The organism is Acidovorax sp. Root568, assembly GCF_001427445.1.
GTDB lineage: Bacteria > Pseudomonadota > Gammaproteobacteria > Burkholderiales > Burkholderiaceae_C > Acidovorax > Acidovorax delafieldii.
In genome coordinates this window covers 102442-125695 of the sequence record NZ_LMGP01000002.1, presented here as the reverse complement: position 1 = coordinate 125695, position 23254 = coordinate 102442, and the positions used below count along the sequence as shown (strand labels likewise).

General features: G+C 64.2%; 17 protein-coding genes. 8 read left to right on the top strand and 9 right to left on the bottom strand.

The genetic code is table 11. The features are described from left to right. Positions 1-71 precede the first annotated feature (71 nt). The 3 genes from ASD75_RS03920 to ASD75_RS03915 are packed head-to-tail and all read left to right on the top strand — an operon-like array spanning position 72 to position 2721. Positions 72-1619, top strand: coding sequence for a circularly permuted type 2 ATP-grasp protein (locus ASD75_RS03920; RefSeq protein ID WP_056743396.1), 1548 nt, complete (start codon positions 72-74; stop codon positions 1617-1619). A 2-nt stretch (positions 1620-1621) separates the two neighbouring features. Beyond that, positions 1622-1768, top strand: a complete 147-nt coding sequence (locus tag ASD75_RS23090) for an alpha-E domain-containing protein (protein WP_082564882.1) — start codon at positions 1622-1624, stop codon at positions 1766-1768. Then, positions 1762-2721 carry an alpha-E domain-containing protein gene (locus ASD75_RS03915; protein WP_055400923.1) on the top strand — a complete coding sequence of 320 codons (960 nt, stop codon included), beginning with the start codon at positions 1762-1764 and terminating at the stop codon, positions 2719-2721. Before ASD75_RS23090 ends, ASD75_RS03915 begins: the two co-directional genes overlap by 7 nt. Here the strand turns inward: ASD75_RS03915 and ASD75_RS03910 are convergent. From ASD75_RS03910 to ASD75_RS03900, 3 genes are all read right to left on the bottom strand, one after another. After that, positions 2687-3163: a hypothetical protein gene (locus tag ASD75_RS03910; RefSeq protein ID WP_056743395.1), complete on the bottom strand. Its 477-nt coding sequence runs from the start codon at positions 3161-3163 to the stop codon at positions 2687-2689. The two genes, ASD75_RS03915 and ASD75_RS03910, sit on opposite strands and share 35 nt — an antisense overlap. A gap of 29 nt (positions 3164-3192) precedes the next feature. Beyond that, on the bottom strand, positions 3193-3474 hold the full coding sequence (locus tag ASD75_RS03905; RefSeq protein ID WP_056061753.1) for a VF530 family DNA-binding protein: 282 nt from the start codon (positions 3472-3474) through the stop codon (positions 3193-3195). A 108-nt stretch (positions 3475-3582) separates the two neighbouring features. Continuing rightward, a complete protein-coding gene (locus ASD75_RS03900; protein WP_056743393.1) occupies positions 3583-4500 on the bottom strand; it encodes a LysR family transcriptional regulator in 918 nt (305 codons plus the stop codon). Positions 4501-4692: 192 nt separating this feature from the next. Here ASD75_RS03900 and ASD75_RS03895 point away from each other — a divergent pair, with 192 nt between their 5' ends. From ASD75_RS03895 to ASD75_RS03880, 4 genes are all read left to right on the top strand, one after another. Further along, positions 4693-5574 carry an alpha/beta hydrolase gene (locus ASD75_RS03895; RefSeq protein ID WP_200947558.1) on the top strand — a complete coding sequence of 294 codons (882 nt, stop codon included), beginning with the start codon at positions 4693-4695 and terminating at the stop codon, positions 5572-5574. A gap of 471 nt (positions 5575-6045) precedes the next feature. Beyond that, a complete protein-coding gene (locus tag ASD75_RS03890) occupies positions 6046-7308 on the top strand; it encodes an efflux RND transporter periplasmic adaptor subunit (RefSeq protein ID WP_056743391.1) in 1263 nt (420 codons plus the stop codon). Positions 7309-7336: 28 nt separating this feature from the next. Continuing rightward, a complete protein-coding gene (locus tag ASD75_RS03885; protein ID WP_056743389.1) occupies positions 7337-10570 on the top strand; it encodes an efflux RND transporter permease subunit in 3234 nt (1077 codons plus the stop codon). Between the two features lie 109 nt (positions 10571-10679). Then, positions 10680-12176: an efflux transporter outer membrane subunit gene (locus ASD75_RS03880; RefSeq protein WP_056743388.1), complete on the top strand. Its 1497-nt coding sequence runs from the start codon at positions 10680-10682 to the stop codon at positions 12174-12176. A 908-nt stretch (positions 12177-13084) separates the two neighbouring features. Here ASD75_RS03880 and ASD75_RS03875 read toward each other — a convergent pair. Further along, positions 13085-14257 carry a pyridoxal phosphate-dependent aminotransferase gene (locus ASD75_RS03875; RefSeq protein ID WP_056743386.1) on the bottom strand — a complete coding sequence of 391 codons (1173 nt, stop codon included), beginning with the start codon at positions 14255-14257 and terminating at the stop codon, positions 13085-13087. 88 nt (positions 14258-14345) lie between these two features. Here ASD75_RS03875 and ASD75_RS03870 point away from each other — a divergent pair, with 88 nt between their 5' ends. Next, positions 14346-15782: an NAD-dependent succinate-semialdehyde dehydrogenase gene (locus ASD75_RS03870; RefSeq protein WP_056743379.1), complete on the top strand. Its 1437-nt coding sequence runs from the start codon at positions 14346-14348 to the stop codon at positions 15780-15782. A 1031-nt stretch (positions 15783-16813) separates the two neighbouring features. Here ASD75_RS03870 and ASD75_RS23080 read toward each other — a convergent pair. The 5 genes from ASD75_RS23080 to ASD75_RS03860 all read right to left on the bottom strand — a co-directional run bounded on the left by ASD75_RS23080 (position 16814) and on the right by ASD75_RS03860 (position 23229). Further along, positions 16814-18028 carry an FAD-dependent oxidoreductase gene (locus ASD75_RS23080; RefSeq protein ID WP_082564881.1) on the bottom strand — a complete coding sequence of 405 codons (1215 nt, stop codon included), beginning with the start codon at positions 18026-18028 and terminating at the stop codon, positions 16814-16816. 6 nt (positions 18029-18034) lie between these two features. Then, positions 18035-18460: an FdtA/QdtA family cupin domain-containing protein gene (locus ASD75_RS24260; protein ID WP_082564880.1), complete on the bottom strand. Its 426-nt coding sequence runs from the start codon at positions 18458-18460 to the stop codon at positions 18035-18037. Then, positions 18432-19283 (bottom strand): glycosyltransferase family A protein, encoded by an 852-nt coding sequence (locus ASD75_RS23070; protein ID WP_082564879.1) that lies wholly within the window; start codon positions 19281-19283, stop codon positions 18432-18434. The genes ASD75_RS24260 and ASD75_RS23070 overlap by 29 nt, the downstream gene beginning before the upstream one ends. 344 nt (positions 19284-19627) lie before the next feature. Next, a complete protein-coding gene (locus tag ASD75_RS03865) occupies positions 19628-20596 on the bottom strand; it encodes a porin (protein WP_056061777.1) in 969 nt (322 codons plus the stop codon). A gap of 449 nt (positions 20597-21045) precedes the next feature. Further along, entirely contained in the window at positions 21046-23229 is a 2184-nt protein-coding gene (locus ASD75_RS03860) for a TonB-dependent siderophore receptor (protein WP_056743376.1), read from the bottom strand. Positions 23230-23254: the final 25 nt, after the last annotated feature.

Here is a 23254-nt window from a genome sequence, read left to right as displayed (position 1 = left end):
CGCAGCGCCGCCAGGGGTGTTGGGCGGGGGTGGGCTCACAACTTGCTATCCTGATCGCAGGAGGCCCGTTCATGCAGAAATTTGACGAGATGTACGCCATGCTGCCGTTTGATGGCAGCGACGTGCGGGAACACTACAAGCGCTATGCGCAGTGGTTGAGCAAACAGCCCCCTGACGTGATGCAGGCCCGCAGGGCCGAAGCCGAGATGATCTTCCGGCGCGTGGGCATCACCTTCGCCGTCTACGGCGCCAAGGATGAAGGCGGCGCAGGCAACGAGCGGTTGATCCCGTTCGACCTGATCCCCCGCATCATTCCGGCCCACGAGTGGGCCAGCATGCAGCAGGGGCTGGTGCAGCGTGTCACGGCGCTCAACCGTTTCATCCACGACGTCTACCACGGCCAGGACATCATCCGCGCCGGCATCGTGCCCGCCGACCTCATCCTGAACAACGCGCAATACCGCCCCGAGATGGCCGGCGTGCATGTGCCGCAAGACATTTACGCGCACATCGCAGGCATCGACATCGTGCGCGCCCCCGATGCCCAGGGCAATGGTGAGTACTACGTGCTCGAAGACAACCTGCGCGTGCCCAGCGGTGTGAGCTACATGCTCGAAAACCGCAAGATGATGATGCGGCTGTTCCCCGAGCTGTTCAGCCTGCACAAGGTGGCGCCGGTGGCCCACTACCCCGACATGCTGCTCGAAACCCTGCGCGCCAGCGCCCCCGCCACGGCGGATGAGCCCACGGTGGTGGTACTCACGCCCGGCATGCACAACAGTGCGTACTTCGAGCACGCCTTCCTGGCCCAGCAGATGGGGGTGGAGCTGGTGGAGGGCCAGGACCTGGTGGTCAAGGACAAGTTCGTGTACATGCGCACCACACGCGGCCTGCAGCGGGTGGACGTGATCTATCGCCGCGTGGACGATGACTTCCTCGACCCCCAAGTCTTCCGCCGCAATTCCACCCTGGGCTGCTACGGCCTCATGGAGGCTTACCGCGCGGGCAACGTAGGCATCTGCAACGCTGTGGGCACGGGCGTGGCGGACGACAAGTCCGTCTACCCCTATGTGCCGGAGATGATCCGCTTCTACCTGGGCGAGGAGCCCATCCTGAAGAACGTGCCCACCTGGATGTGCCGCAAGCAGGACGACCTGCAGCACGTGCTGGCCAACCTCAAGGACCTGGTGGTGAAGGAGGTGCACGGCGCGGGCGGCTACGGCATGCTCATCGGCCCTGCCGCTACGCAGGCCGAGATCGAGGATTTTCGCCGCGCGCTGCTGGCCAACCCGGCGGGCTACATCGCGCAGCCCACGCTCAGCCTGTCAAGCTGCCCCACCTATGTGGAAAGCGGCATTGCCCCGCGCCACATCGACCTGCGCCCCTTTGTGCTCAGCGGTCGCGAGGTGCAGATGGCCGCCGGCGGCCTCACGCGCGTGGCGCTGCAAGAGGGCTCGCTGGTGGTGAATTCGTCGCAGGGCGGCGGCACCAAGGACACCTGGGTGCTGGGAGAGGGTACGCCCGCAGCGCAACCCAAGGCCGTGCAATCCCAGTCGCAATCGCAATCGCAATCGCAGGGACAAGGTCAGTCGCAAAGTCAATCGCAAGGGAGCCTGTGAACATGCTGAGCCGCACCGCCGACCATCTGTTCTGGATGTCCCGCTACACCGAGCGGGCTGAAAACGCCGCCGAAAGCGGGGTTTCACCACAACACAGCCAGCGTGCGCAGCACGCGCGGGGTTCTCTGCCCGGGGAGGAAAAATGCTAAGTCGCACTGCCGATCATCTGTTCTGGATGTCCCGATATACAGAGCGGGCAGAGAACACAGCAAGAATGCTCAATGTGAGCTATGAGACCTCCCTGTTGCCCCAGGCTGCCGATGTGGCGCAAAAAGGCTGGGAGGGCCTGCTGTCCATCAGCGAGCTGATCCCTGCCTACACCGCCAAGCATGGTGAAGTGACGCCCGCCAACGTGCTGGAGTTCATGGTGCACGACGGCAACAACCCGTCGTCCATCCTGTCGTGCCTGCGCGCCGCACGCGAGAACGCGCGGGCCGTGCGCGGTGCGCTCACCACCGAGGTGTGGGAAACGCAGAACCAGACCTGGCTGGAACTGCACCGGCAACTGGAAGGCGGCGCCTTTGAGCGCGACCCAGGCCAGTTCTTTGAATGGGTGAAGTACCGCTCGCACCTCTCACGCGGCGTGGTGCTGGGCACCATGCTGCAGGACGAGGCGTTTCACTTCTTGCGCATGGGCACCTTTCTGGAGCGCGCGGACAACACCGCGCGCCTGCTGGATGTGAAGTTCCACGCGGTCAAGAACGACTTCTTTGGCCGCCCCAGTGACCGCAACCAGGAAAGCGACTTCTACCACTGGAGCGCCATCTTGCGCAGCGTGTCGGCGTTCGAGGTGTACCGCAAGGTCTACCGCGACGTGATCACGCCGGGCCGCGTGGCCGACCTGCTGATCCTGAGCCGCGACATGCCGCGCTCGCTGCACGCGTGCCTGCGGGAGGTGGTGGACAACCTGGCGGTGCTGGCCAACGGGCAGTCCGCCGAGACCAGCCGCAGGGCAGGGCGCCTGCTGGCCGACCTGCAGTACGGCCGCATCGACGAAATCCTGGCGACCGGGCTGCACGCTTTCCTCACGCAGTTCCTGGACCGGGTGAACGACCTGGGTGGCGGCATCAGCCGCGATTTTCTGGTGACGTCCGGCGATTGAAAACCAGCAGGGCGGCGCCATGCCAGGCCAGCCCTGCTGCGTAGGGAATGAGCGGTGCCCAGGGAGCGCCCAGCCAGGCCCTTGCCTGGGGGCTGCTGAACCACGCTAACCAGGCGGGCAGGGTTGCACCCCATGGTGTGTGCAGGTGGGCCTGCAGTACGCCACAGGCGGTAAGCCCCAGGCCCACCAGCGTGCCCACCGCGATGCCGTAGGCCACCGGCAGCTTGCGGCGGCCCGCCATGGCCATGAAGGCTGCACTGAAGAACACCCCCAGGAACACGGTGGCCAGCCAGGCCACCGGCCACCAGCCTGCATCACCGGCTCCAGACCGGGCCACCAGCAGCGCGTTGAAACCACCCATGGCGCCCAGCGCCAGCAGCGGTACCAGAAAGTTGCGATACCGCGCGCTCAGCTGTGCCGAATGCGCCGCTTTATTGGGCATTGTTGCGGTATGGCTGCGCGCATCGCTGGTCATTCTTGCGCGTTGCGCCGCTGGTCCCGCAGCATGAAGAGGTAGAGGCTTTCGACCTTCTCGCGTGCCCAGGGGGTCTTGCGCAGGAACTTGAGGCTGGAGCCCACGCTGGGGTCGATCTGGAAGCAGCGGATGGGAATCTGCCGCCCCAGCTCATCCCAGCCAAAGTAGTCGGCCAGGCCCACCACCATGGCTTCGAGTGTCACGCCGTGCAGGGGGTTGCGCGGCTGGGTGGGCTTGTTGGCCGGCGGGGCGGGTGGCGGGGTCTCTGGAGTGCTCATGGCTCCAAGCATACAGACTGGGAGCGTGAACACGCCCTGAGAGCAATCCTGTCGTGTGCATGGGGAGTGAACCCCACCACCGCCACCACAGAACCGATTCAGGGGGCGTCAGACTTTGCGCTGCAGATGGGCCTCGCGCTGGAACAGCTCGGCCGCCCAGTCCACAAACGCGCGCACCTTGGCGCTCAGGTGGCGGTTGGGCGGGTACACCACATACACGGGCAGCAGGGGTTGGGTCCAGTCGGGCAGCAGTTGCACCAAGGCTCCGCTGGCGAGGTAGCGCTGGGCTTGCCAGCTGGTGATCTGGCCAATACCCAGCCCCGCCACGATGGAGGTCACGTAGGCGTTGGCCTCGTTCACGCTCAGCTGGTAGGGGCCGGTGATGTCGATGGACTCATCTCCCCGGCGAAACTCCAGCGGATAGTGCCGCCCGCTTTGGGGCGAGAAGTAGATCACGCTGGCATGTTTCTCCTCGATCTCCAGCGGGTGCGTGGGTGTGCCCTTGCGCTCCAGGTAGGCGGGTGCGGCGACGCTGATGAACTCCAGGTTGCCAATGCGGCGCGCCACCAGTGACTGGTCGCTCAGCTCGCCCCCCCGGATCACGCAGTCCACGTTGTCCCCGATCAGATCCACCGTGCGGTCGCTCACACCCAGGTCCACCTGGATGTCCGGGTAGCGGGCATGAAACTCCGCCAGTTGCGGAATGATGAGCAACTGGGCCACCGACGTACCCACGTCGATGCGCAGCCGCCCGCGCGGGTTGGCGCGCGCGTTGGTCATGCTGGCCTCGATGTCGTCCAGGTCGGTCAGCAGCCGCACCGTGCGGTCGTAATAGGCCGCGCCGTCGGGTGTCACGGTCACGCGGCGGGTGGTGCGGTTGAGCAGCTTCACGCGCAGCCGCTCCTCCAGCGCCTGCACATGCTTGGTCACCGTGGCTTTGGGCAGGCTCAGCGAATCCGCTGCCCGGGTAAACGTGCCGGCCTCCACCACCCGCACGAATATGCGCATGGCCTGTATCTGGTCCATGGCTTCTCCTTGAGTCATCAGCACCCAGATTGGGTGCTGAGGAATTCTCACACGGGCGCCCCGGTTTGATTGTTGAGCTTTTGGAAACAGTGCGGTGGTGTTTGACCTGTTTATCAGAAAGGCCCAACCCACTACATTTCATCCATCGTCAACCGACCTTCCACCTATCCACCTACCCACTGGGTACCTGCCATGCAGCCCGACCGCCCGTCTTCATCCTCTTTGCCCACGCAGCCCGCTGCGGCGCCCGCCAAGGCGTCCGGGGTGGCTGCGTCCGTCTGCACCGATTCCACCATTGAGGTGGCCCAGGGGCAGGACGTGGAAGTGCGCATGTACGGCCGCAAGAAGACCGGCCAGGCGTCACCGGTGGTCGTGCACTTCCACGGCGGGGCCTTCATGTCGGGCGATCTGGACAACGGCTGCACGGTGGCTTCTCTGCTGGAGAGTGCCGGGGCAGTGGTGGTGTCGGTCGCGTATCCGCTCACGCCCTTTCCACAGCCGGTGGACACGGGTTACGGTGTGCTCAAGTGGGTGCACAAGCACCGCACCAAGCTCGGCGGGCAGGGCGTCGCCGTGTACCTGGCGGGCGAGGAGGCCGGTGGCAACCTGGCGGCGGCCGTGGCACTGATGGCGCGTGACCAGTCTCACCCCCCGCTGGCCGGGCAGATCCTGCTGTCACCCATGCTGGACCCCTGTGTGGGCACCGCGTCGCTGCGCGAGGCCACGGGGGATTCCACGGGCTGCAAGTGGACCGAGGGCTGGCGCAACTTTCTGCGCTGCCCGCGCGATGCCGAGCACCCCTATGCGGTGCCTGCCGGTGCGCAGCGCTTGGCGGGGCTGCCCCCCACGCTGATCCTGGTGGGCGACACCGACCCCATGCACGACGAGGCGCTGGCCTACGCGGCACGGCTGGAGGCTGCCGGCCTGCCGGTCACGCGCCACGTGTTCTCCAAGAACCCGCAGTGGCCCGATGCCCTGCTGCAGACCGGCCCGCATGAATGTCCGTGTGCGGCGGGTGCGCAGGAGCAGTTCCGGCAGTTCTTTGCCTCCACGCGAAGTCCGGTGCCGTCCTGACGACGGCCCCTGACACCTTCTCACATCCCTGACAGCCGCTGACCTCCACCCGGGTGGAGGCAGAGAAACGCGGGCTCGGCGCGAGCCCCATTCCCTTTTTACATCTTGATTTCCGGCCTGGCGTGCCGGAGGGGAAGCGCTTGCCCGGCGTTGCCCGCACCGCATGTCCTAGAGCCCACGTTACCCATTCAAACGACACGGAGGAAAGAACACACCATGCATGCACCCCTGATCCCGTTGGCCTGCGGCCGCTGTCACAGCGCACCTGGCCGCACCGTCTTTTGACGGTGGCACGCAGGCCGCCCCGGTGTTTGTCGCCGGGGTATTGACCTTTCCACCGTGTCATTGCCGAGACTGCATTCCGCCCCCTTTGCATTGACCCCTGCCGAGCGCAGCCCACAGGCGCCAGCGCACGGCAGACAAGTTTCACAGCGTGCTCCACAAGGGCACACCTACTGATCGAAAGTGACCATGAACTTCCCATCCTTCTCCAAGTTCTCCCAGCGCCGCCCCCTGGGTCTGGCCACCCTTGCCACGGCCGTGACGGCCACCGTGGCGGCTGCTGTTCTGGTGTTTCAGGCACCCGTGGCGCAGGCAGACAGCGCCCCCGCAGCACCTCCTGCCATGCCGGTCTCGATCGCCACCGTGGTGCAAAAAGACATCGCCCTGTGGGACGAGTTCTCTGGCCGGCTCGAAGCCGTGCAGCGCGTGGATGTTCGCCCCCGCGTCTCGGGCGCCGTGCAGGCCGTGCACTTCCGCGAAGGCTCGCTGGTCAAGCAGGGCGACCTGCTGGTCACGGTGGACCCAGCCCCCTACGCTGCGGAGGTGGACCGCGCCGAAGCCCAGGTGGTCGCTGCGCAGGCCCGCCTGTCGTACACCCGCAGTGAACTGGAGCGCGCCACGCGCCTGCTCGAAGAAAAAGCCATTGCCCAGCGCGAGCATGACGAGCGCCTGAACGCCCAGCGCGAGGCCGATGCCAACCTGCGCGCCGCCCAGGCCGCGCTGCAGACCGCGAAGCTGAACCTGGGCTACACCCAGGTGCGCGCACCGGTGGCGGGCCGTGTGGGCCGCATCGAAGTCACCGTGGGCAACTTGGTGGCGGCCGGCGCGGGCGCCCCGGTGCTGACCACGCTGGTGTCGGTCAGCCCCATCTACGCGAGCTTCGACACCGATGAGCAGATCGTGGTGAAGGCCCTGGCCGACCTGCAAAGCGGCCAGCGCGGCAATAGCGCCCGCCAGCTCATCGAGCGCATCCCTGTCCAGATGGGCACGGGCACCACGGGCGGCACGCCGCACGCCGGTCGTTTGCAGCTCATCGACAACCAGGTCGATGCCAAGAGCGGCACCGTGCGCGTGCGCGCCGTGTTCGACAACGAAGAAGGCTCGCTCATCCCCGGCCAGTTCGCCCGCATCCGCATGGGCCAGGCCCGCAACACCCAGGCGCTGCTCATCAACGAGCGTGCCGTGGGCACCGACCAGAACAAGAAGTTCGTGATGGTGGTGGGCGAGGGGAACAAGGCCGAGTACCGCGAGGTCACCCTGGGCGCGCCGATTGACGGCCTGCGCGTGGTGACCTCGGGCCTCAAGGCGGGCGAGAACATCGTCGTCAACGGCCTGCAGCGCGCGCGCCCCGGCGCCGTGGTGGCGCCACAGCCTGTGCCCATGACCGCCAAGGCCGAGATTGCGGGTGATCGCAAGGAAGCCAAGAACGCCGCCAAGTCGCCAGCCGCCTGAGCGCGCTGGACACCAGGAATTTGCATCCATGAACCTGTCCCGTTTTTTCATCGACCGCCCCATCTTTGCCGGGGTGCTGTCGGTGCTCATCTTCCTCGGGGGGCTCATCGCATTGCGCGGTCTGCCCATCTCCGAATACCCTGAAGTCGCGCCGCCCTCCGTGGTGGTGCGCGCACAGTACCCGGGCGCGAACCCCAAAGTGATCGCCGAGACCGTGGCCACGCCGCTGGAGGAGTCCATCAACGGCGTGGAAGGCATGCTCTACATGGGCAGCCAGGCCACCACCGACGGCGTGATGACGCTGACCGTGACCTTTGCCCTCGGTACCGACCCCGACAAGGCCCAGCAGCTGGTGCAAAACCGCGTCTCGCAGGCCGAGCCGCGCCTGCCCGAGGAAGTGCGCCGCCTGGGCGTCACCACCGTCAAGAGCGCGCCGGACCTGACCATGGTGGTCCACCTGGTCTCGCCCAACAACCGCTACGACATCGACTACCTGCGCAACTACGCTGTGCTCAACGTGAAGGACCGCCTTGCGCGCATCCAGGGCGTGGGCCAGGTGCAGATATTCGGCGGTGGCGACTACTCCATGCGTGTGTGGCTCGACCCGCAAAAGGTGGCGCAGCGCGGCCTCTCGGCCAGCGACGTGGTGGCCGCCATCCGCGGCCAGAACGTGCAAGCCGCTGCAGGTGTGGTGGGCGCATCGCCCGGCCTGCCCGGCGTGGACCTGCAACTGTCCATCAACGCGCAGGGCCGCCTGCAGACCGAAGAAGAGTTCGGCGACATCATCGTCAAGACCGGTGCGGATGGTGCGGTGACACGCCTGCGCGACATCGCCCGCCTGGAGCTGGGCGCGGCCGACTACTCGCTGCGCTCGCTGCTCAACAACGACCCTGCCGTGGGCATGGGCGTGTTCCAGGCGCCGGGCTCCAACGCGCTCGACATCTCGGCCAACGTGCGCGCCACCATGGACGAGATCCAGAAGAACATGCCCGAAGGCGTGGAGTACCGGATTGCGTACGACCCCACGCAGTTCGTGCGTGCCTCGATCAAATCCGTGATCCACACGCTGCTCGAAGCCATCGCCCTGGTGGTGCTGGTGGTGATCCTGTTCCTGCAGACCTGGCGCGCGTCCATCATCCCGCTGCTGGCTGTGCCAGTGTCGGTGGTGGGTACGTTTGCCGTGCTGCACCTGCTGGGCTTCTCGATCAACGCGCTCTCCCTGTTCGGACTGGTGTTGGCCATCGGCATCGTGGTGGACGATGCCATCGTGGTGGTGGAGAACGTCGAGCGCAACATCGAGGCGGGCCTGACCCCGCGCGAGGCCACTTACCGCGCCATGCGCGAAGTCTCCGGCCCCATCATTGCCATCGCGCTGGTACTCGTGGCCGTGTTCGTGCCGCTGGCCTTCATCAGCGGGCTCACGGGCCAGTTCTATCGCCAGTTTGCGGTGACGATCGCGATCTCCACGGTGATCTCGGCCATCAACTCGCTGACCCTGTCGCCCGCGCTGTCAGCACTGCTGCTCAAGGGCCACGACGAGCCCAAGGACGCGCTTACGCGCGGTATGGACAAGGTGTTCGGCGGCCTGTTCCGCGGCTTCAATCGCCTGTTCCATCGCGGCTCGGAGGCCTACAGCGGTGGCGTCAAGCGCGTCATCGGCCGCAAGGCGCTGATGTTTGTGATCTACCTCGCGCTGGTGGGCGCCACAGTCGGCCTGTTCAAGATCGTGCCCGGCGGCTTCGTGCCCGCGCAGGACAAGCAGTATCTGATCGGTTTTGCGCAGCTGCCCGACGGCGCCACGCTGGACCGCACCGAGAACGTGATCCGCCGCATGGGCGAGATCATGAAGGAGAACCCGAACGTCGAAGACGCGATTGCCTTCCCCGGCCTGTCGATCAATGGCTTCACCAACAGCTCCAACTCCGGCATCGTGTTCGCCACGCTCAAGCCCTTTGCCGAGCGCACCCGTGCCGACCAGAGCGGCGGTGCGGTGGCAGGCCAGCTGAACCAGGCGTTTGGCAGCATCCAGGACGCGTTCATCGCCATGTTCCCGCCACCCCCGGTGGCGGGCCTAGGCACCACGGGCGGCTTCAAGCTGCAGATCGAAGACCGTGCCTCGCTGGGCTATGAAGCCATGGACAACGCGGTGAAGGCCTTCATGGCCAAGGCCTACCAGACGCCCGAGCTGGCGGGGTTGTTCACCAGCTGGCAGGTCAACGTGCCGCAGCTGTACGCCAACATCGACCGCACCAAGGCACGCCAGCTCGGCGTGCCCGTGACGGACATCTTCGACACGCTGCAGATCTACCTGGGCAGCCTCTACGCCAACGACTTCAACCAGTTTGGCCGCACCTACAGCGTGCGCGTGCAGGCCGATGCGGCCTACCGCGCGCGGGCTGAAGACGTGGGCCTGCTCAAGGTGCGCTCTGCCACCGGCGAGATGGTGCCGCTGTCGGCGCTGATGAAGATGGAGCCCAGCTTCGGCCCCGAACGCGCCATGCGCTACAACGGCTACTTGGCTGCTGATGTGAACGGCGGCCCCGCGCCTGGTTATTCGTCAGGTCAGGCGCAGGCGGCCATCGAGCGCATCGCCAAGGAGACGCTGCCCCAGGGCATCACGTTCGAATGGACCGAGCTGACCTACCAGGAGATCCTGGCCGGCAACTCCGCCGTGCTGGTGTTCCCGCTGGCCATCCTGCTGGTGTTCCTGGTGCTGGCCGCGCAGTACGAAAGCCTCACGCTGCCGATTGCCATCATCCTGATCGTGCCCATGGGCATCCTGGCGGCCATGACCGGGGTGTGGCTGAGCAACGGCGACAACAACGTGTTCACGCAGATCGGGCTCATTGTGCTGGTGGGGCTGTCGGCCAAGAACGCGATCCTGATCGTGGAGTTTGCGCGCGAGCTGGAGTTTGCCGGGCGCACGCCCGTGCAGGCCGCCATCGAGGCCAGCCGCCTGCGGCTGCGCCCCATCCTGATGACCTCGCTGGCCTTTGTGATGGGTGTGCTGCCCCTGGTGCTGTCCACCGGAGCGGGTGCGGAGATGCGCAGCGCCATGGGCGTGGCGGTGTTCGCCGGGATGATTGGTGTGACGGCCTTCGGCCTGTTCCTCACGCCCGTGTTCTACGTGTTGCTGCGCAAACTGGCTGGCAACCGCCCGCTGGTGGAGCATGGCGCGCATGTGGCGCCTATATCGCACAACACTGGCACCGGTGGCACCGCGCACCCCGTGCTGGCTGCGCCACGCAAGGAGCACGAATGATGCTTTTGACCACGGTGACAACAACGACCTTTGTGGCCCTAGATGCGCGCTCCACGGTGCACCCGCTGCCGACTGCAACGGGTGCATCGGGCGGGGCAGGAGACCAACCATGACCGATTTGCTATTGAAGAAAAACTCCACCGACGGTGCCCTCGCAGCGCGCAAGCGCAGCCTGCTGGCGCCCCTGGCCGCCGCCCTGGTGCTGGCTGGTTGCATGACGCAGCCCGTGGCCCCTGCGCCGCATGCGGGTGTGCCCGTGCCCGCCAGCTTCACGGCAGGGGGCGACGCGCTGCCCACGGCCCCCTGGACGGTGGCCGCCCCCGCCGAGGCGCAGCCACGCGGCGAGTGGTGGCTGGGCTTTCAAGACCCGGTGCTGGCCGACCTGGTATTGCGCGCGGGCACGGCCAACACCAGCATCCAGCAGGCGGCCGCGCGGCTGGCCGAGGCGCGCTCGCTGCTGCGCTCTGCCGATGCCGCGCGCTCGGTGCAAGTGGGCGCCTCGGCCGGTGTGACGCGCCAGGCAGGCGCTGCCACCACGGGCAGCGCAGCACCTGCCACGTTGGGCACGGCGGGGCTCAATGCCTCGTACGAGCTGGACCTGTTCGGCCGCCTCTCGCAAACCAGCGACGCCGCACGCCTCGACGCCGACACGCGCGAGGCCTTGCTGCAGAGCACGCGCCTCATGGTGCAGGCCGATGTGGCGCAAACCTACCTGCAGCTGCGCGCCGTGCAGGCCGAGCAGGTGCTGGTGCAAGAGAGCTTGGCCGCCTACCAGGACACCCTGCGCTTGACGCAGCGCCGCTTGCAAGCCGGCGATGTGGCCGAGCTGGACGTGGCCCGTGTGCAGACCGAGGTGGCGGCCACCGAGTCTGATGCCCTGGCCTTGCAGCGCCAGCAAGCCTTGCTGACCAACGCGCTGGCTGTGCTGGCCGGCGAGGTGGCCAGCGGCTTTGTGCTGCCGCCCGCGACGGGCGATGCCGCGTTGCCGGTCATCCCGCCTGGCGTGCCCGGCACGGTGCTGGCGCGCCGGCCCGATGTGTCAGCCGCACAAGCCTCCGTGCTGGCCGCGCAAGCGCGCGTGGGCGTGGCGCAGAAGGCGTGGTTCCCGGCCGTCACGCTCACGGGCAATGCGGGGCATGCGTCGCCCGAACTGGGTGACCTGTTCAAGTGGTCCGCTCGTGCCTGGGGCGTGAGCGCCTTGCTGTCGCTGCCGATCTTTGACGGCGGCCAGCGCGATGCGCAGATCGAAGGCGCCAAGGCACGTCTGGAGGCTGCGCTGGCGGACCACCGGGGGCAGGTGCTCAATGCGTTTCGTGACGTGGAGGATCAGCTGACCTCGCTGCGCCTGCTCTCCGGCCAAGCCGAGGCGCAGGGGCGGGCGGTGACGGCCGCGCGGCGGGCGACGCAGTTGTCGGATGTGCGGTATCGCAATGGCTTGGTGAGCCAGCTCGAATTGCTGGACGCGCGCCGCAGCGAGTTGCGCAATCGGCGGCAGGAGTTGCAGGTGCGGACGGCGCAGTATGTGGCGACGGTGGGGTTGATTCGGGCGCTTGGGGGAGGGTGGGGGGATCAGCCTGTGGTGAAAGTGGCGGCTGCGCCGCAGTAGTTTTTGAGCGGTTTGGGCTGCTTGCGCTAGTGGAACATGCCTAGGTAGCTATTCTTTTTGTAGTGTGCTGCTTGCTTGTTTCTCTTTTGAACTGCGTGTGCCTACGCTGCGGTGCGTTGATTTGACCGCATGCCTGGCTTGAGGGCGGGAGCCGGGAGTCGCCCGGCGAGCGAGTAACTTTCTTTTGCTTCGCCAAAAGAAAGTCACCAAAGAAAAGGCGACCCCGAGTCTGCGACCCCTGCGCTTCGCTCCGGGGCAAACCTGCGGCGGGGCGGTTGCGGGGTGCGCCGTGGAACTCGCTTTGCGCTGCGCGCGCCGCTCAGACAGCCACGGCGAGTCAGTGCACGAGGCATGGGCGCTCCGACGCCCATGCTCACCCCGCAACCGCCCCGCCGCAGGCGCAGCCAGCAGGGGGTGGACAGCCGAACATCCAGACAACCGAACAGCCGGACATCCATTCGGGCCATTGCTGCGCTCGGCCCGGGCTGCGCAGCGCGTGGCGCTTGCGCCCGCGATCCGGGGCCGAGCGCAGCAAAGGCCCGTGTGGATGTTCTGCTCCCCTGGCCCCTCTGGATGCGCCGAGGAGCGCAGGGTTTGGCGGATCAGGGCTCGCGTGTGTCTGAGCGACGCGTAGCGGCGCGAGTTGAGCGAGACCCCGCCAAACCCGAGCACCGCAGGTTTCCCCGTAGCGTCAGCGCAGGGGACGCAGACAGCGGGGTCGCCTTTCTTTTGGGCACTTTTCTTTGGCGAAGCAAAGAAAAGTACCTCGCCTGCCGGGCGATTCCCGGCCTCCGCCCTCAACCCAGGCACGTGGCCCCATCAGCACAACAACCAGACACTGCAAAATCAATAGCTACCACCGCATATCCCACTAGCGCCTGCGGCCAAAAAGGCTCAAAAACCCCAGATCACTCCTTCAACCACCCCCTCAACCTCCCCACCCCTTCCTCCAACCTCCCCAGATCCTGACTCGCAAAACACCACCGCAACCACCCCGACGCCTCTCCCCCAAACGCGCTGCCGGGAGCCAACCCCAGCCCCGCCTCCCGCACCAACCGCTTGGCCAGCGGCAAACACTCGTCATGCCCGTGGATGTGGAAGAACGCATACATGCCCCCACGTGGCGTGGCCACCGACACTCCCGGCACCTCGGCCAGCAGCGGCACCAGCGTGTCGCGGCAGTTGCGTAGATGGTTCACCAGGGCGGGCGTCACCTCCTCCGTGCGCTGCAGCGCCACCGTGGCTCCGCGCTGCACAAACACCGGCGCGCACGAGGTGTTGAACTCGATCAGCTTGCCCACCGCGTGCGTCAGTGACGGCGGCAACACCAGCCACCCAAGGCGCCAGCCGGTCATCAAAAAGCTCTTGGAAAAGCTGTGCGTCACGAGCAGCCGGTCCTCGGGCTCAGCCACGTCCAGAAAGCTCGGGGCAGCGCCATTGGCCGTGTCGCCCGCGTAGTACAGCCGCTCGTACACCTCGTCCGCCAAAATCCACGTGCCCGTGCGGCGGCAGTGCGCCAGGATGGTGGCTTGCTCTTCACGCGTCAGCGTCCAGCCCGTGGGGTTGTTGGGGGCGTTGACGACCAGCAGGCGCGTGCCGGGTGTGATGGCGGCCAGCAGCGCGTCCATGTCCAGGCGCCATGCGCCGTGCACGTCGGCCACCAGCGGCACGGTGCGCACCTGCGCCCCCAGAATGCGCGGCTGCGCCACCAGGTTGGGCCACACGGGCGTGACCAACACCACCTCGTCGCCCGCGTCCACCAGTGCCTGTACAGCCACCATCAGGCCGTTCACGCCGCCGGACGTCACTGCGATGCGGTCGAACCACGCATCGGTGTGCTGCTGCGGGTGCAGGCCGTGCATGTAGCCCGCAACCGCATGGCGCAGTTCGGGCAGGCCCAGGTTGTGGGCATAAAAGGTCTCGCCCTTTTGCAGCGACGCAATAGCCGCGTCGCGGATGAAATCCGGCGTCATCTCGTCGCTCTCGCCAAACCAGAACTTCAGCACATCGCTGCGCCCCAGGCCCTCGTTGGCCACTTCGCGGATGCGCGACTCTTCGAGGCTTTGGACTACTTCTCGCATGCAATCTCCTTGAAATACACAGCCATCATCGCAGGCGTATAGTCGTTTTTTTGATTTTTTCACCACCTTGGCTGACCAACCAACGCTCATGACCTATCCCAACACCCAGCTCTTCATCGCAGGCCAGTGGCAAGACGCCGCCGAAGGCAAGACCCTTGCCGTGTTCAACCCCGCCACGGGCAAGGAAATCGGCCGCGTGGCCCATGCCACCAAGGTCGATCTGGACCGCGCGCTGGACGCCGCACAAAAGGGCTTTGAAGCCTGGCGTGACATGCCTGCCGCAGAGCGCGCCAAGACCATGCGCCGCGCAGCGGCCCTGATGCGCGAGCGCGCCGAATCAATAGCCGCCATCATGGTGCAAGAGCAGGGCAAGCCCCTGGCAGAAGCCAAGGTCGAAACCATGGCATCCGCCGATATCATCGAATGGTTTGCCGACGAATCGCTGCGTGTGTACGGCCGCATCGTGCCCTCGCGCAACCTCAAGGCCACGCAGATGGTGCTGAAGGACCCGGTGGGCCCTGTGGCCGCGTTCACGCCCTGGAACTTTCCCATCAACCAGGTCGTGCGCAAGCTGGCCGCTGCCCTGGGCGCAGGCTGCTCCATCCTGGTGAAGGCGCCTGAGGAAACCCCCGCCAGCCCGGCCGAGCTGATCCGCGCGTTTGCCGATGCCGGCGTGCCCGCAGGCACGGTGGGCCTGGTCTATGGCGACCCGGCTGAAATCTCCAGCTACCTGATCCCGCACCCCATCATCCGCAAGGTCACGTTCACCGGCTCCACGCCCGTGGGCAAGCAGCTGGCCGCGCTGGCGGGCAAGCACATGAAGCGCGTGACGATGGAACTGGGCGGCCACGCCCCGGTCATCGTGGCCGAAGACGCCGACCTCGAACTCGCCATCAAGATCGGCAGCGGTGCCAAGTTCCGCAACGCAGGGCAGGTCTGCATTTCGCCCACCCGCTATCTGGTGCACGAGAGCATCCGTGCCGACTTCGTGGCTGCCTTCGCCAAGTACGCGCAGGGCCTGAAGGTGGGCGATGGCCTCACGGCCGGCACGCAGATGGGCCCGCTGGCCAACCCCCGCCGCATCACCGCCATGGCCGACCTGATGGCCGACGCCGTGCAGCAGGGCGCCAAGGTGGTGACGGGTGGCGAGCGCATTGGCAGCGAAGGCAACTTCTTCCAGCCCACCGTGCTGAACGACGTGCCCCTGTCGGCCCGCATCGTGAACGAAGAGCCCTTCGGCCCTGTGGCCGCTATTCGCGGGTTCGAGAAGATCGAAGACGCCATTGCCGAAGCCAACCGCCTGCCGTTCGGCCTGGCGGGTTACGCCTTCACTTCGTCGCTCAAGAACGCGCATTTGCTGGCCCAGCGCCTGGAAGTGGGCATGCTCTGGGTCAACCAGGCCGCCGCACCTGCGGCCGAGCTGCCGTTTGGTGGCCTGAAGGATTCCGGCTATGGCTCCGAGGGTGGCCCCGAGGCCATCGAGGCGCACCTGAACACGCGTCTGGTGTCGATCATGAACGTGTGAGTGCGACCATCGCGCTTTTGAGCAGGTTCTTAGTGCGTTGGTCACAGGCCCCCGACGCCATGGGCATCGGGGGCCTTTCTGCTTTCTGAAGACTGCGCTGGGGCGGCGCAATGGTGCCGCGCTGGCACACGGCATGGGTAGCGGTGTGCCAGCGCGCACTGCTTTCAGGAGAGCCTAGCCCATGTTCTCCACGCGCTACCTTGCCCTCATCTTGGCCCCAGCCTGCGTATGCCCCACCTGGGCTGGCATGGACAAGGAAGGCTCCAGCCAGCGGCCCGGACTGTTCTGTACCTGGCTGTCCCCGGACGATGGCCCGGTGTGGGCGCATTTTGAGAACCCCGCGCACCCTGCCGCAACTGGTGCGGCACTGCCATACCGGCGCGCCGGTGTTTGCGCTGCAGGCAGGCACCCGCTACCAGTGCAAGGCAGCATTACCACAGAAGTCCGCCGGCCAGGAAGAACCCTACACCGCAGGGCTGACCATGCAAGCAGCCGAGGCTTCCAATCGCCCGATTCCACTCCAACCCTTCGGGCAAGTACTTGTGCAACTCCAAAAAGACTTTGATCAGGTTCTTAGTGTCGGAGGGGTGTGACGGCTGGTGCGTGTCGCTCTGGGGCCTGACGGGCGGGCTGCGGCAGCTGGGGCGGTTTGGCGGGCGTCGAGATGCCTGGTGCGTTTCGTGCGCACCGTACAGTGTTTGCAATGGGGCGCTGATGGCCGGACGCGGGCCAGAGCGCGCCGTGATTCAAAGCACCTGTGTGGTGAACCGTCGCTGGTGCCTGACACCTGTCAACACCGTGTGGGGGACTTCGGCCCGGTCGATATACAAGCCACTCAAATCGTCGAAAACCACGTGCCTGCTGGCGGTTTTGCCCGAGACTGAAAGCGCGCAAAACGCCAGCTAGGGCTGTTGCATACCGGATATCGCGGTATCTACTCATGGATGGCGTGAACACCAGATGCCTAGAGCACCTGGTTGCAATCGTATGCCCGGGAGGTCACACCAAAAGAGATTTTGAGTGCTGACTATTTATTCAGCAAGGCTGTGAGCGAGTGATTTTGCAAGAAAAGGTGCTGTGGAGTATTTTCCAGTGTCTACTGAAAAATAGCGGCCATGTCGTGTGATGCCATAGTCTGATCGGCGATGAAGCGTGGATTTCGGATCCGAGAGCAAACCCTGGCCAGCAGCAAAAACCCAGCCACCTTCCAGATAAATGTATTCGGCTTGTTCGCGAATCTGTGCTGCCCACGGCAACAATGACTCCAGATTTTTGAAGATGGAATCCTTCAGTGCCTGCGAATCGGAAACGGCCGACTCTTTGATATCCGGTGGCAAGACGTCTGAACTATCTACCCGCAAACCATCGGGATACCAAGAGAGATAAAAATCACGTCCATTGTAATTTTTGATGTCTCCGAAAGGCCCCGTGGCAATAACGGCACAAGGTGTGTTTACTGTTGCTCGTGTGCGTACGAATAGCGACTGGCGGTATCGATTCGACCAAGTCCCCGTCGGTTCTATTCCAGCGGTCTGGTCTATCGCCATGCGGCCCTGCCAGAGCGAGTTGATCACATAGTCATAAGGGCCAAACGAGCCTTCAGATGTTTCTATGCTCCAGGTACCTTCGGCGCTGTCTCCCGTGGGGTGGGCGGCTGTAATACGGACCCCCATCAAAGGCTCAATGAGTTTCTCTTCCACCAAAGCGGATATGAATTTTTCGGCCACCCAATTGGTCTCTACAGAGCGCTCTGGGGCGCGAAACCCCGCAACAATGTCTGGAGAAGATGTCAAGTTGGCAAGTTGGGAGGAGTTCAGTCGTTGAACCCTGCAATCGGATACATCAGCTAAATACCGTTTTGCATCGGGATGCGCTCGCACCCGTTCAACAACTTTCTCCATGTACGTCATCATTTCTGATGCCGATGTTACTGAATCGCGATGGCACAAATACAGGTCGTCTTCGCTTGTGATGGCTGGAGCAAGTGAAGTGCCGACCAATTCTTCGATCAGAGGGCGAAAATTGAGCCCTCCAGGAATGACATGGCTTGCGGTGCGTAAAGATGGATCCGCACTGTAGATAAATCCCAGATGGATCTTTCCTTCGTTCCATCGACTTGCCGCACTGAAAGGATGTTTTTCTTTGTCAAATATGGATACGTGAAATCCTTTGCGGGCGAGAAAGATCGCGGTGGAGCAGCCCATTATCCCTGCTCCGAGTACCGCAATGCGTAACGGTTTTTTCATGTTTGTTTAATTCCAGTTATTCACATATGACGCGGGATCATATTTCTCACTGGCCATTACCAAGAGTACAGAGTCCGATGCAACGTATGTCTGGCGGCACCACACTCCACTGCCTAGGAGCAGGCCTGGCCCTGTAGGTATCAGCGCGGTATTTACTTCTTCTGGCCCTGTTCTTAGCACGAGTTCAATTTTCCCTTGAAGGCAGATCAATAATTGCTGCCCCGTTCGGTGGCCGTGCTCGCCGCGTATGGCTCCGGCGGGTACGTTTGTTACCGTGAATACCCGGCGAGGCCGGAAAGGAAGATCGTCGAAATCGATTGGCAGTAAATTGCCGCGTTCATCAGTATGAACGGGAAGATCAATCAAGCGGGCGCGCCCCTCAAACCAAGAGTGATGCGAAAAGTCAGCGCTGGTATTTATGATTTTCCTCACTTTCTAAGTCCGGCCTGTTTTGGAGGAGCCATCTCGCCATCGGACCGGTCAAGGTGAGTTTCTGTTCGCTGGTTAGGTCTGAGATCCAGATTTCTCGCATTATTGCTGCATGAACCTCAAAAAATTGCCGTTGAGAGAATTTCCAGCTTCGAGAAAGGCTGTCAGGTTTGTAGTACTTGTAGCATAGGGTTTCTGGTATTCGTGCGAACTCACCGAGCAGGCTCATGTGAAACAACCATGGCCAGTCTGCCGAAAATTCACCCGCCCGGTGGGACTTGAGTCCCTGAATTCGACGTGCAGGCTCCAAACGGAATAAACCTCGATTTGGTACCCACCATTTGTTGTCTCCCCGCATCATGATGAATCCTCTCTGTACGGGGTCGTGCACGCCTTCAATCTCTTCAAATATCCACTGCTCTTGAGATTCGTCGGTGTTAGTCAAGAGAACGTCGGAATAGCTCAATACAACTTCTGGCCGGCTGTCAAGTATGTTGACCAGCTTCTCGATATAAGCTGAATTTAATATATCATCGTGAAATGCAAACAAAACATAATCTGAGTTGGCTTGGTTGAGTAAAAAATTGCAATTGCCTACATACCTCAGCCGTTCCTGCTGTCGTATCACCCTGAAGCGTGGGTCATTGTGGGCATGGGCTGCACAGATTTCATAGGTCGAGTCATCGCATTTGTCCACTGAGATAATGATCTCAAGAGGGGCATAGGTTTGGGCCGACAGACAGTCAAGAGTCGCCTGAATAAAGCCTGCGGATTGCCATGCGGGAACCAGTGCGGTGACCTTCGATGGCTTTTTATGGGAGTCCATATGATTGAGAAAGTGATTTTTATTGCCAGCGCAGCAGGAGCCGGAAGGCCCGCATGGTCGAGCGCTTTCCTTGCTCTGTCGTGAAAATTTTTTCCCATACACGAAGGTATTTTTCGTGCAAGCAAGTACTGCGCCGACTGCTGGGAAGATACCAGTTCAAACCCGCACGGCGTGTCTATCTGTAACCGCATTGGGCATGCAGGGCTGGCACGGAAACGCTCGGTGGATTGGATGCGCAAGGCGTTGATTGCGCAAGAAAAAAACCCCGCACTCCAAAGAAGTGCGGGGTAATTGGCTGTTTGTCTGCCCTCCCACCAGTCAGGGCAGCAGCGTGTGGGGGGCCATCAGAAGTTGTGGCGCACGCCCACGGCGAAGGAGCTGAAGTCGTTACCCGGAGCCGACACGCCGTAGGTGGCAGCCTGGCTGTTGTTGATGCGGGTGTAGTACGTGTAGATCTTGGTGCGCTTGCTCAGGTTGTAGTTGTAGCCCAGCGTGTACTGGGTGGCGGCGCTGTTGGACACGTTGGAGTAGTTGCCGGCACGGCCCACGTTCACGTGAAACTCGGACACACCCATGATGTAGGCGGCCGACAGGCGCAGGTTGGTGCGGTTGCCGCCGTTGGCGATGAACACGTTCTTGTCGCGTTGCACGTAGGCGCCCATCACGAAGGGACCGGTGGAGTACGAAGCGCGCACTGCGAACTGGTTCTGGTCGCCCAGCTTGGAGTAACCAGCGCCCAGGCCCAGCTTGCCGATTTCGTAGTTGGCAGCCAGGTCCATGCTGTTCTTGCCGCCGGTGCCGCTGGGCTGCTCGTGCTGGGCCCAGCCGGCTTCGAACGTTGCGCCGCCCAGGCTGGGGGTGCGGTAAGCGATCTTGTTGATGTCGCGGGCGGGGTAGGCGTACAGGGCGTCAGCCGACGAGCCGGTGTCGTGGTTGTGGTTGCTGATGAAGTCGGCCGTGGCGTAGTACGACTCGGACGTGAAGTTGCCCAGGCGAACCATGCCGAAGCCGCCGGACAGGTTCACTTCGCTCTGGCGGGCAAAAATGCCGCGCGAGTCGGAAGCGCCGGAGCTGGAGTCAAAGCCGCTTTCGAGCTGGAAGCCAGCCATCAGGCCGCCGCCGAGGTCTTCCTGGCCCTTGAAGCCAAAGCGGGAGGAGTTGTTGAACAGGCCGGTCTTGGAGACATCGCCGTCTTTTTGGTGTTCAAAGCTGGTGTTGACCCGGCCGTACAGGGTGACGCTGCTCTGTGCAAAGGCAGCAGACGTACCCACCAGGGCCAGCGCGGCGAGGGCGCAGCGGTTCAATGTTTTCATTCGCGAGGTTCCTTAAATCAAATTTTGTTTGATGACAAATAATCACCGGCCAAAAACGCACAGGGGTGATGCCTTCGGGCCGCCGCTACAAGCAAGTTTGGTGCCTGTGGTGATGTGATCGTTGCACTTTGCAACGGAAGGGGATGCTACTGGCCGCCGTGATTGGCCGCCAGCGGGGTAAACACCTTTTTGTCATCCAAATGTCGTTGCGGCGCAACATGGTTCTGGTAGTGCACGCCAGAACCGACCCGGGGCGTAGCCCGGCACCCCCCCCTCAAGGTCGCGAATGCAGCGCAAGCCCCACGTGGGCTGCCATCGGCGTGCCGCAGTGCCCGGGCTGCTGCCGCCGTGAAGGCGCTGCAAGGGCCGCGAGGATTGCAGGCGCTGCAGGGCGGCTGGTGGGGTTTGTGGAGTGGGCGACGACCCCTTGAGGGATCGTCAACGGGCCCCTAGAACCGGTAGGTCGAGGTCAGCGTGTAGGTGCGCGCCTGTCCGTAGAAACAATCCCCGCGTGCCAGGCACTGGGTGATGTGCACCTTGTCGGTCAGGTTGACCACGTTGAAGGCCACGCGCCAGTCGCCAGCGTCGTAGGCCAGCATGGCATCGGCCAGGGTGGCGGCAGGGGTGCTGATGGCGCTGGTGCCGCTCCATTGCGAGCCGGTGTAGCGCACGCCCGCGCCCACCACCCAGCCGCCACGTCCCTGCGCTGCAAAGCGGTGGCTCAGCCAGGCCGACGCGGTGTGCCGGGGCACGCTGGCCACGGGCTGGCCCTGGTCGCCTGCGTTGCTGCGGCTGATCTGGGCGTCGGTGAAGGCGTAGCCCACCGTGAAGTCCCACTGGCGTGCCAGGCTGGCCTGCACCTCCGCCTCGAAACCGTTGACCTTTACTTCGCCGATCTGCAGGCTGTTGAGCGGGTTGCCGGGGTCGGTGGTCTTGCGGTTCTTCTCGCGCAGGGTGTACACGGCGGCAAACGCACTGATGCCCTGGCCCGGCGGCTGCCACTTCACGCCGGCCTCCCACTGTTCACCGCGCTGGGGTTTGTAGGGGGTGCCGTACGCGTCGAGCCCACCCAGGGGCTGGAACGATTCGGAGTAGCCCACATACGGCGCCCAGCCGCCATCCATCTGGTACGTGACGCCTGCGCGTTTGGTCCAGGCCTTGTCGTCCACTGCAGCGGCAGGGCGGCCTTCGGTATCGGTCTGCGCACTGTCGTGGCGCAGGCCCAGCGTGGCCGTCCAGCGGCCCCATTGGATCTGGTCTTGCGCGTAGAACCCCAACTGCTTTTGCACCACGCTGGGCTGGCGCACCAGCTGCGCCGCAGTGGGCGGCGTGAAGTTGCCGTACACCGGGTTGTACACGTCGATGGACGACGCCACCGCGCGCCAGGCCTGCTGGCCGGTGTGGTTGCGCTGCACGTCCAGGCCTGCGAGAACTGTGTGCGCAGTATTGCCCGCCTGCAGCTTGCCTTCGAGCTGCGTGTCGATGAGCAGCATGCGGCCGGTGTTGAGGTTCCACACTGCATCGCGCACCAGCGTGCGGTTGTCGCTGTTGAACACGGGGCGCGCAGGGCGGCCGGTCCCAGCGTTGGCGGTGAAGCTGGTGTAGATGGTGCGGTAGTCCACCTCGCTCACGGTGCGGCGCAGGTTCTGGCGCACTGTCCAGTCGCTGTTCAGACGGTGGCTGAACAGGTAGCCCCAGGAGTTGTTGCTGGTGTCGTACGCGTCCCAGCCCGGCTCGCTGATGAAGGTGTTGCGCGGAATCTGTCCGTACTGGCTGGGCAGCTGCGTGCCTTGCCACGGGAAGAAGCCAATGAGCGAGCCGCTTTGGTCCTTCTGGTGCAGCGCCTGCAGCGTCAGCGACGTGTCGGCATTGGGCTTCCAGGTGAGCGATGGCGCAAACACCACGCGGTTGTCGTCCACATGGTCCACCTGCGTACCGCTGTCGCGGCCCACGGCCATCAGGCGGTAGAGCCACTGGCCGTCCTGGTCGAGTGCACCCGTCAGGTCGGCGGCGATCTGCTTGCGTGCGTTGTTGCCCAGCTGTACCTGCACCTCGCGGAGGGTATCGGCCTGCGGGCGTTTGCTGGTCAGGTTGAGCACGCCGCCCACGCTGCCCTGGCCGTACAGCACGGAGGTGGGGCCGCGCAGAAACTCCACGCGCTCCAGCGTGTACGGGTCTGGCCGGCTGGTGTTGTAGGTGCCGTAGGTGCGCAGCAGGCCGTCCTGGTACTGGCTCACCGTGCCGCCGCGTGCGGCAAAGCTGTCCACGCGGCTGTCGAAATAGTTGGACACCGCGCCCGCGGTGTATGCCGTCACCTGCCGCAGCGTCTGAACGCCCTGGGCTTCCATCTGGTCGCGGGTGATCACGCTGATGGCCTGCGGGGTTTCGATGAGTGGGGTGTCGGTCTTGGTGGCGCTGAGTGCACGCTGGGCCACAAAGCCGGTGACGGGCGCGGTGGGGTTCTCCTGCCCCGCGCCCGAAGAGACGGTGACAGGGGCCAGCGTGGTCTCGGCCGTGGGGGGCGGAGCGGTTTGTGCATGGGCAGCGGCGCTGCACAGCAGCAGCAGGGCGGCCTGTGCCACCGCGGTGCGCGGCGCGCGGCATGCGCGCGAATTGGATGCGGAAGGATGCATGATTTGCTATTAATTGGATAGCTAC

Bases quoted from the DNA above. Each gene is read 5' to 3' on its own strand.
- ASD75_RS03920 (WP_056743396.1), top strand. From the start codon at position 72: ATGCAGAAATTTGACGAGATGTACGCCATGCTGCCGTTTGATGGCAGC.
- ASD75_RS23090 (WP_082564882.1), top strand. From the start codon at position 1,622: ATGCTGAGCCGCACCGCCGACCATCTGTTCTGGATGTCCCGCTACACC.
- ASD75_RS03915 (WP_055400923.1), top strand. From the start codon at position 1,762: ATGCTAAGTCGCACTGCCGATCATCTGTTCTGGATGTCCCGATATACA.
- ASD75_RS03910 (WP_056743395.1), bottom strand. From the start codon at position 3,163: ATGCCCAATAAAGCGGCGCATTCGGCACAGCTGAGCGCGCGGTATCGC.
- ASD75_RS03905 (WP_056061753.1), bottom strand. From the start codon at position 3,474: ATGAGCACTCCAGAGACCCCGCCACCCGCCCCGCCGGCCAACAAGCCC.
- ASD75_RS03900 (WP_056743393.1), bottom strand. From the start codon at position 4,500: ATGGACCAGATACAGGCCATGCGCATATTCGTGCGGGTGGTGGAGGCC.
- ASD75_RS03895 (WP_200947558.1), top strand. From the start codon at position 4,693: ATGCAGCCCGACCGCCCGTCTTCATCCTCTTTGCCCACGCAGCCCGCT.
- ASD75_RS03890 (WP_056743391.1), top strand. From the start codon at position 6,046: ATGAACTTCCCATCCTTCTCCAAGTTCTCCCAGCGCCGCCCCCTGGGT.
- ASD75_RS03885 (WP_056743389.1), top strand. From the start codon at position 7,337: ATGAACCTGTCCCGTTTTTTCATCGACCGCCCCATCTTTGCCGGGGTG.
- ASD75_RS03880 (WP_056743388.1), top strand. From the start codon at position 10,680: ATGACCGATTTGCTATTGAAGAAAAACTCCACCGACGGTGCCCTCGCA.
- ASD75_RS03875 (WP_056743386.1), bottom strand. From the start codon at position 14,257: ATGCGAGAAGTAGTCCAAAGCCTCGAAGAGTCGCGCATCCGCGAAGTG.
- ASD75_RS03870 (WP_056743379.1), top strand. From the start codon at position 14,346: ATGACCTATCCCAACACCCAGCTCTTCATCGCAGGCCAGTGGCAAGAC.
- ASD75_RS23080 (WP_082564881.1), bottom strand. From the start codon at position 18,028: ATGAAAAAACCGTTACGCATTGCGGTACTCGGAGCAGGGATAATGGGC.
- ASD75_RS23070 (WP_082564879.1), bottom strand. From the start codon at position 19,283: ATGGACTCCCATAAAAAGCCATCGAAGGTCACCGCACTGGTTCCCGCA.
- ASD75_RS03865 (WP_056061777.1), bottom strand. From the start codon at position 20,596: ATGAAAACATTGAACCGCTGCGCCCTCGCCGCGCTGGCCCTGGTGGGT.
- ASD75_RS03860 (WP_056743376.1), bottom strand. From the start codon at position 23,229: ATGCATCCTTCCGCATCCAATTCGCGCGCATGCCGCGCGCCGCGCACC.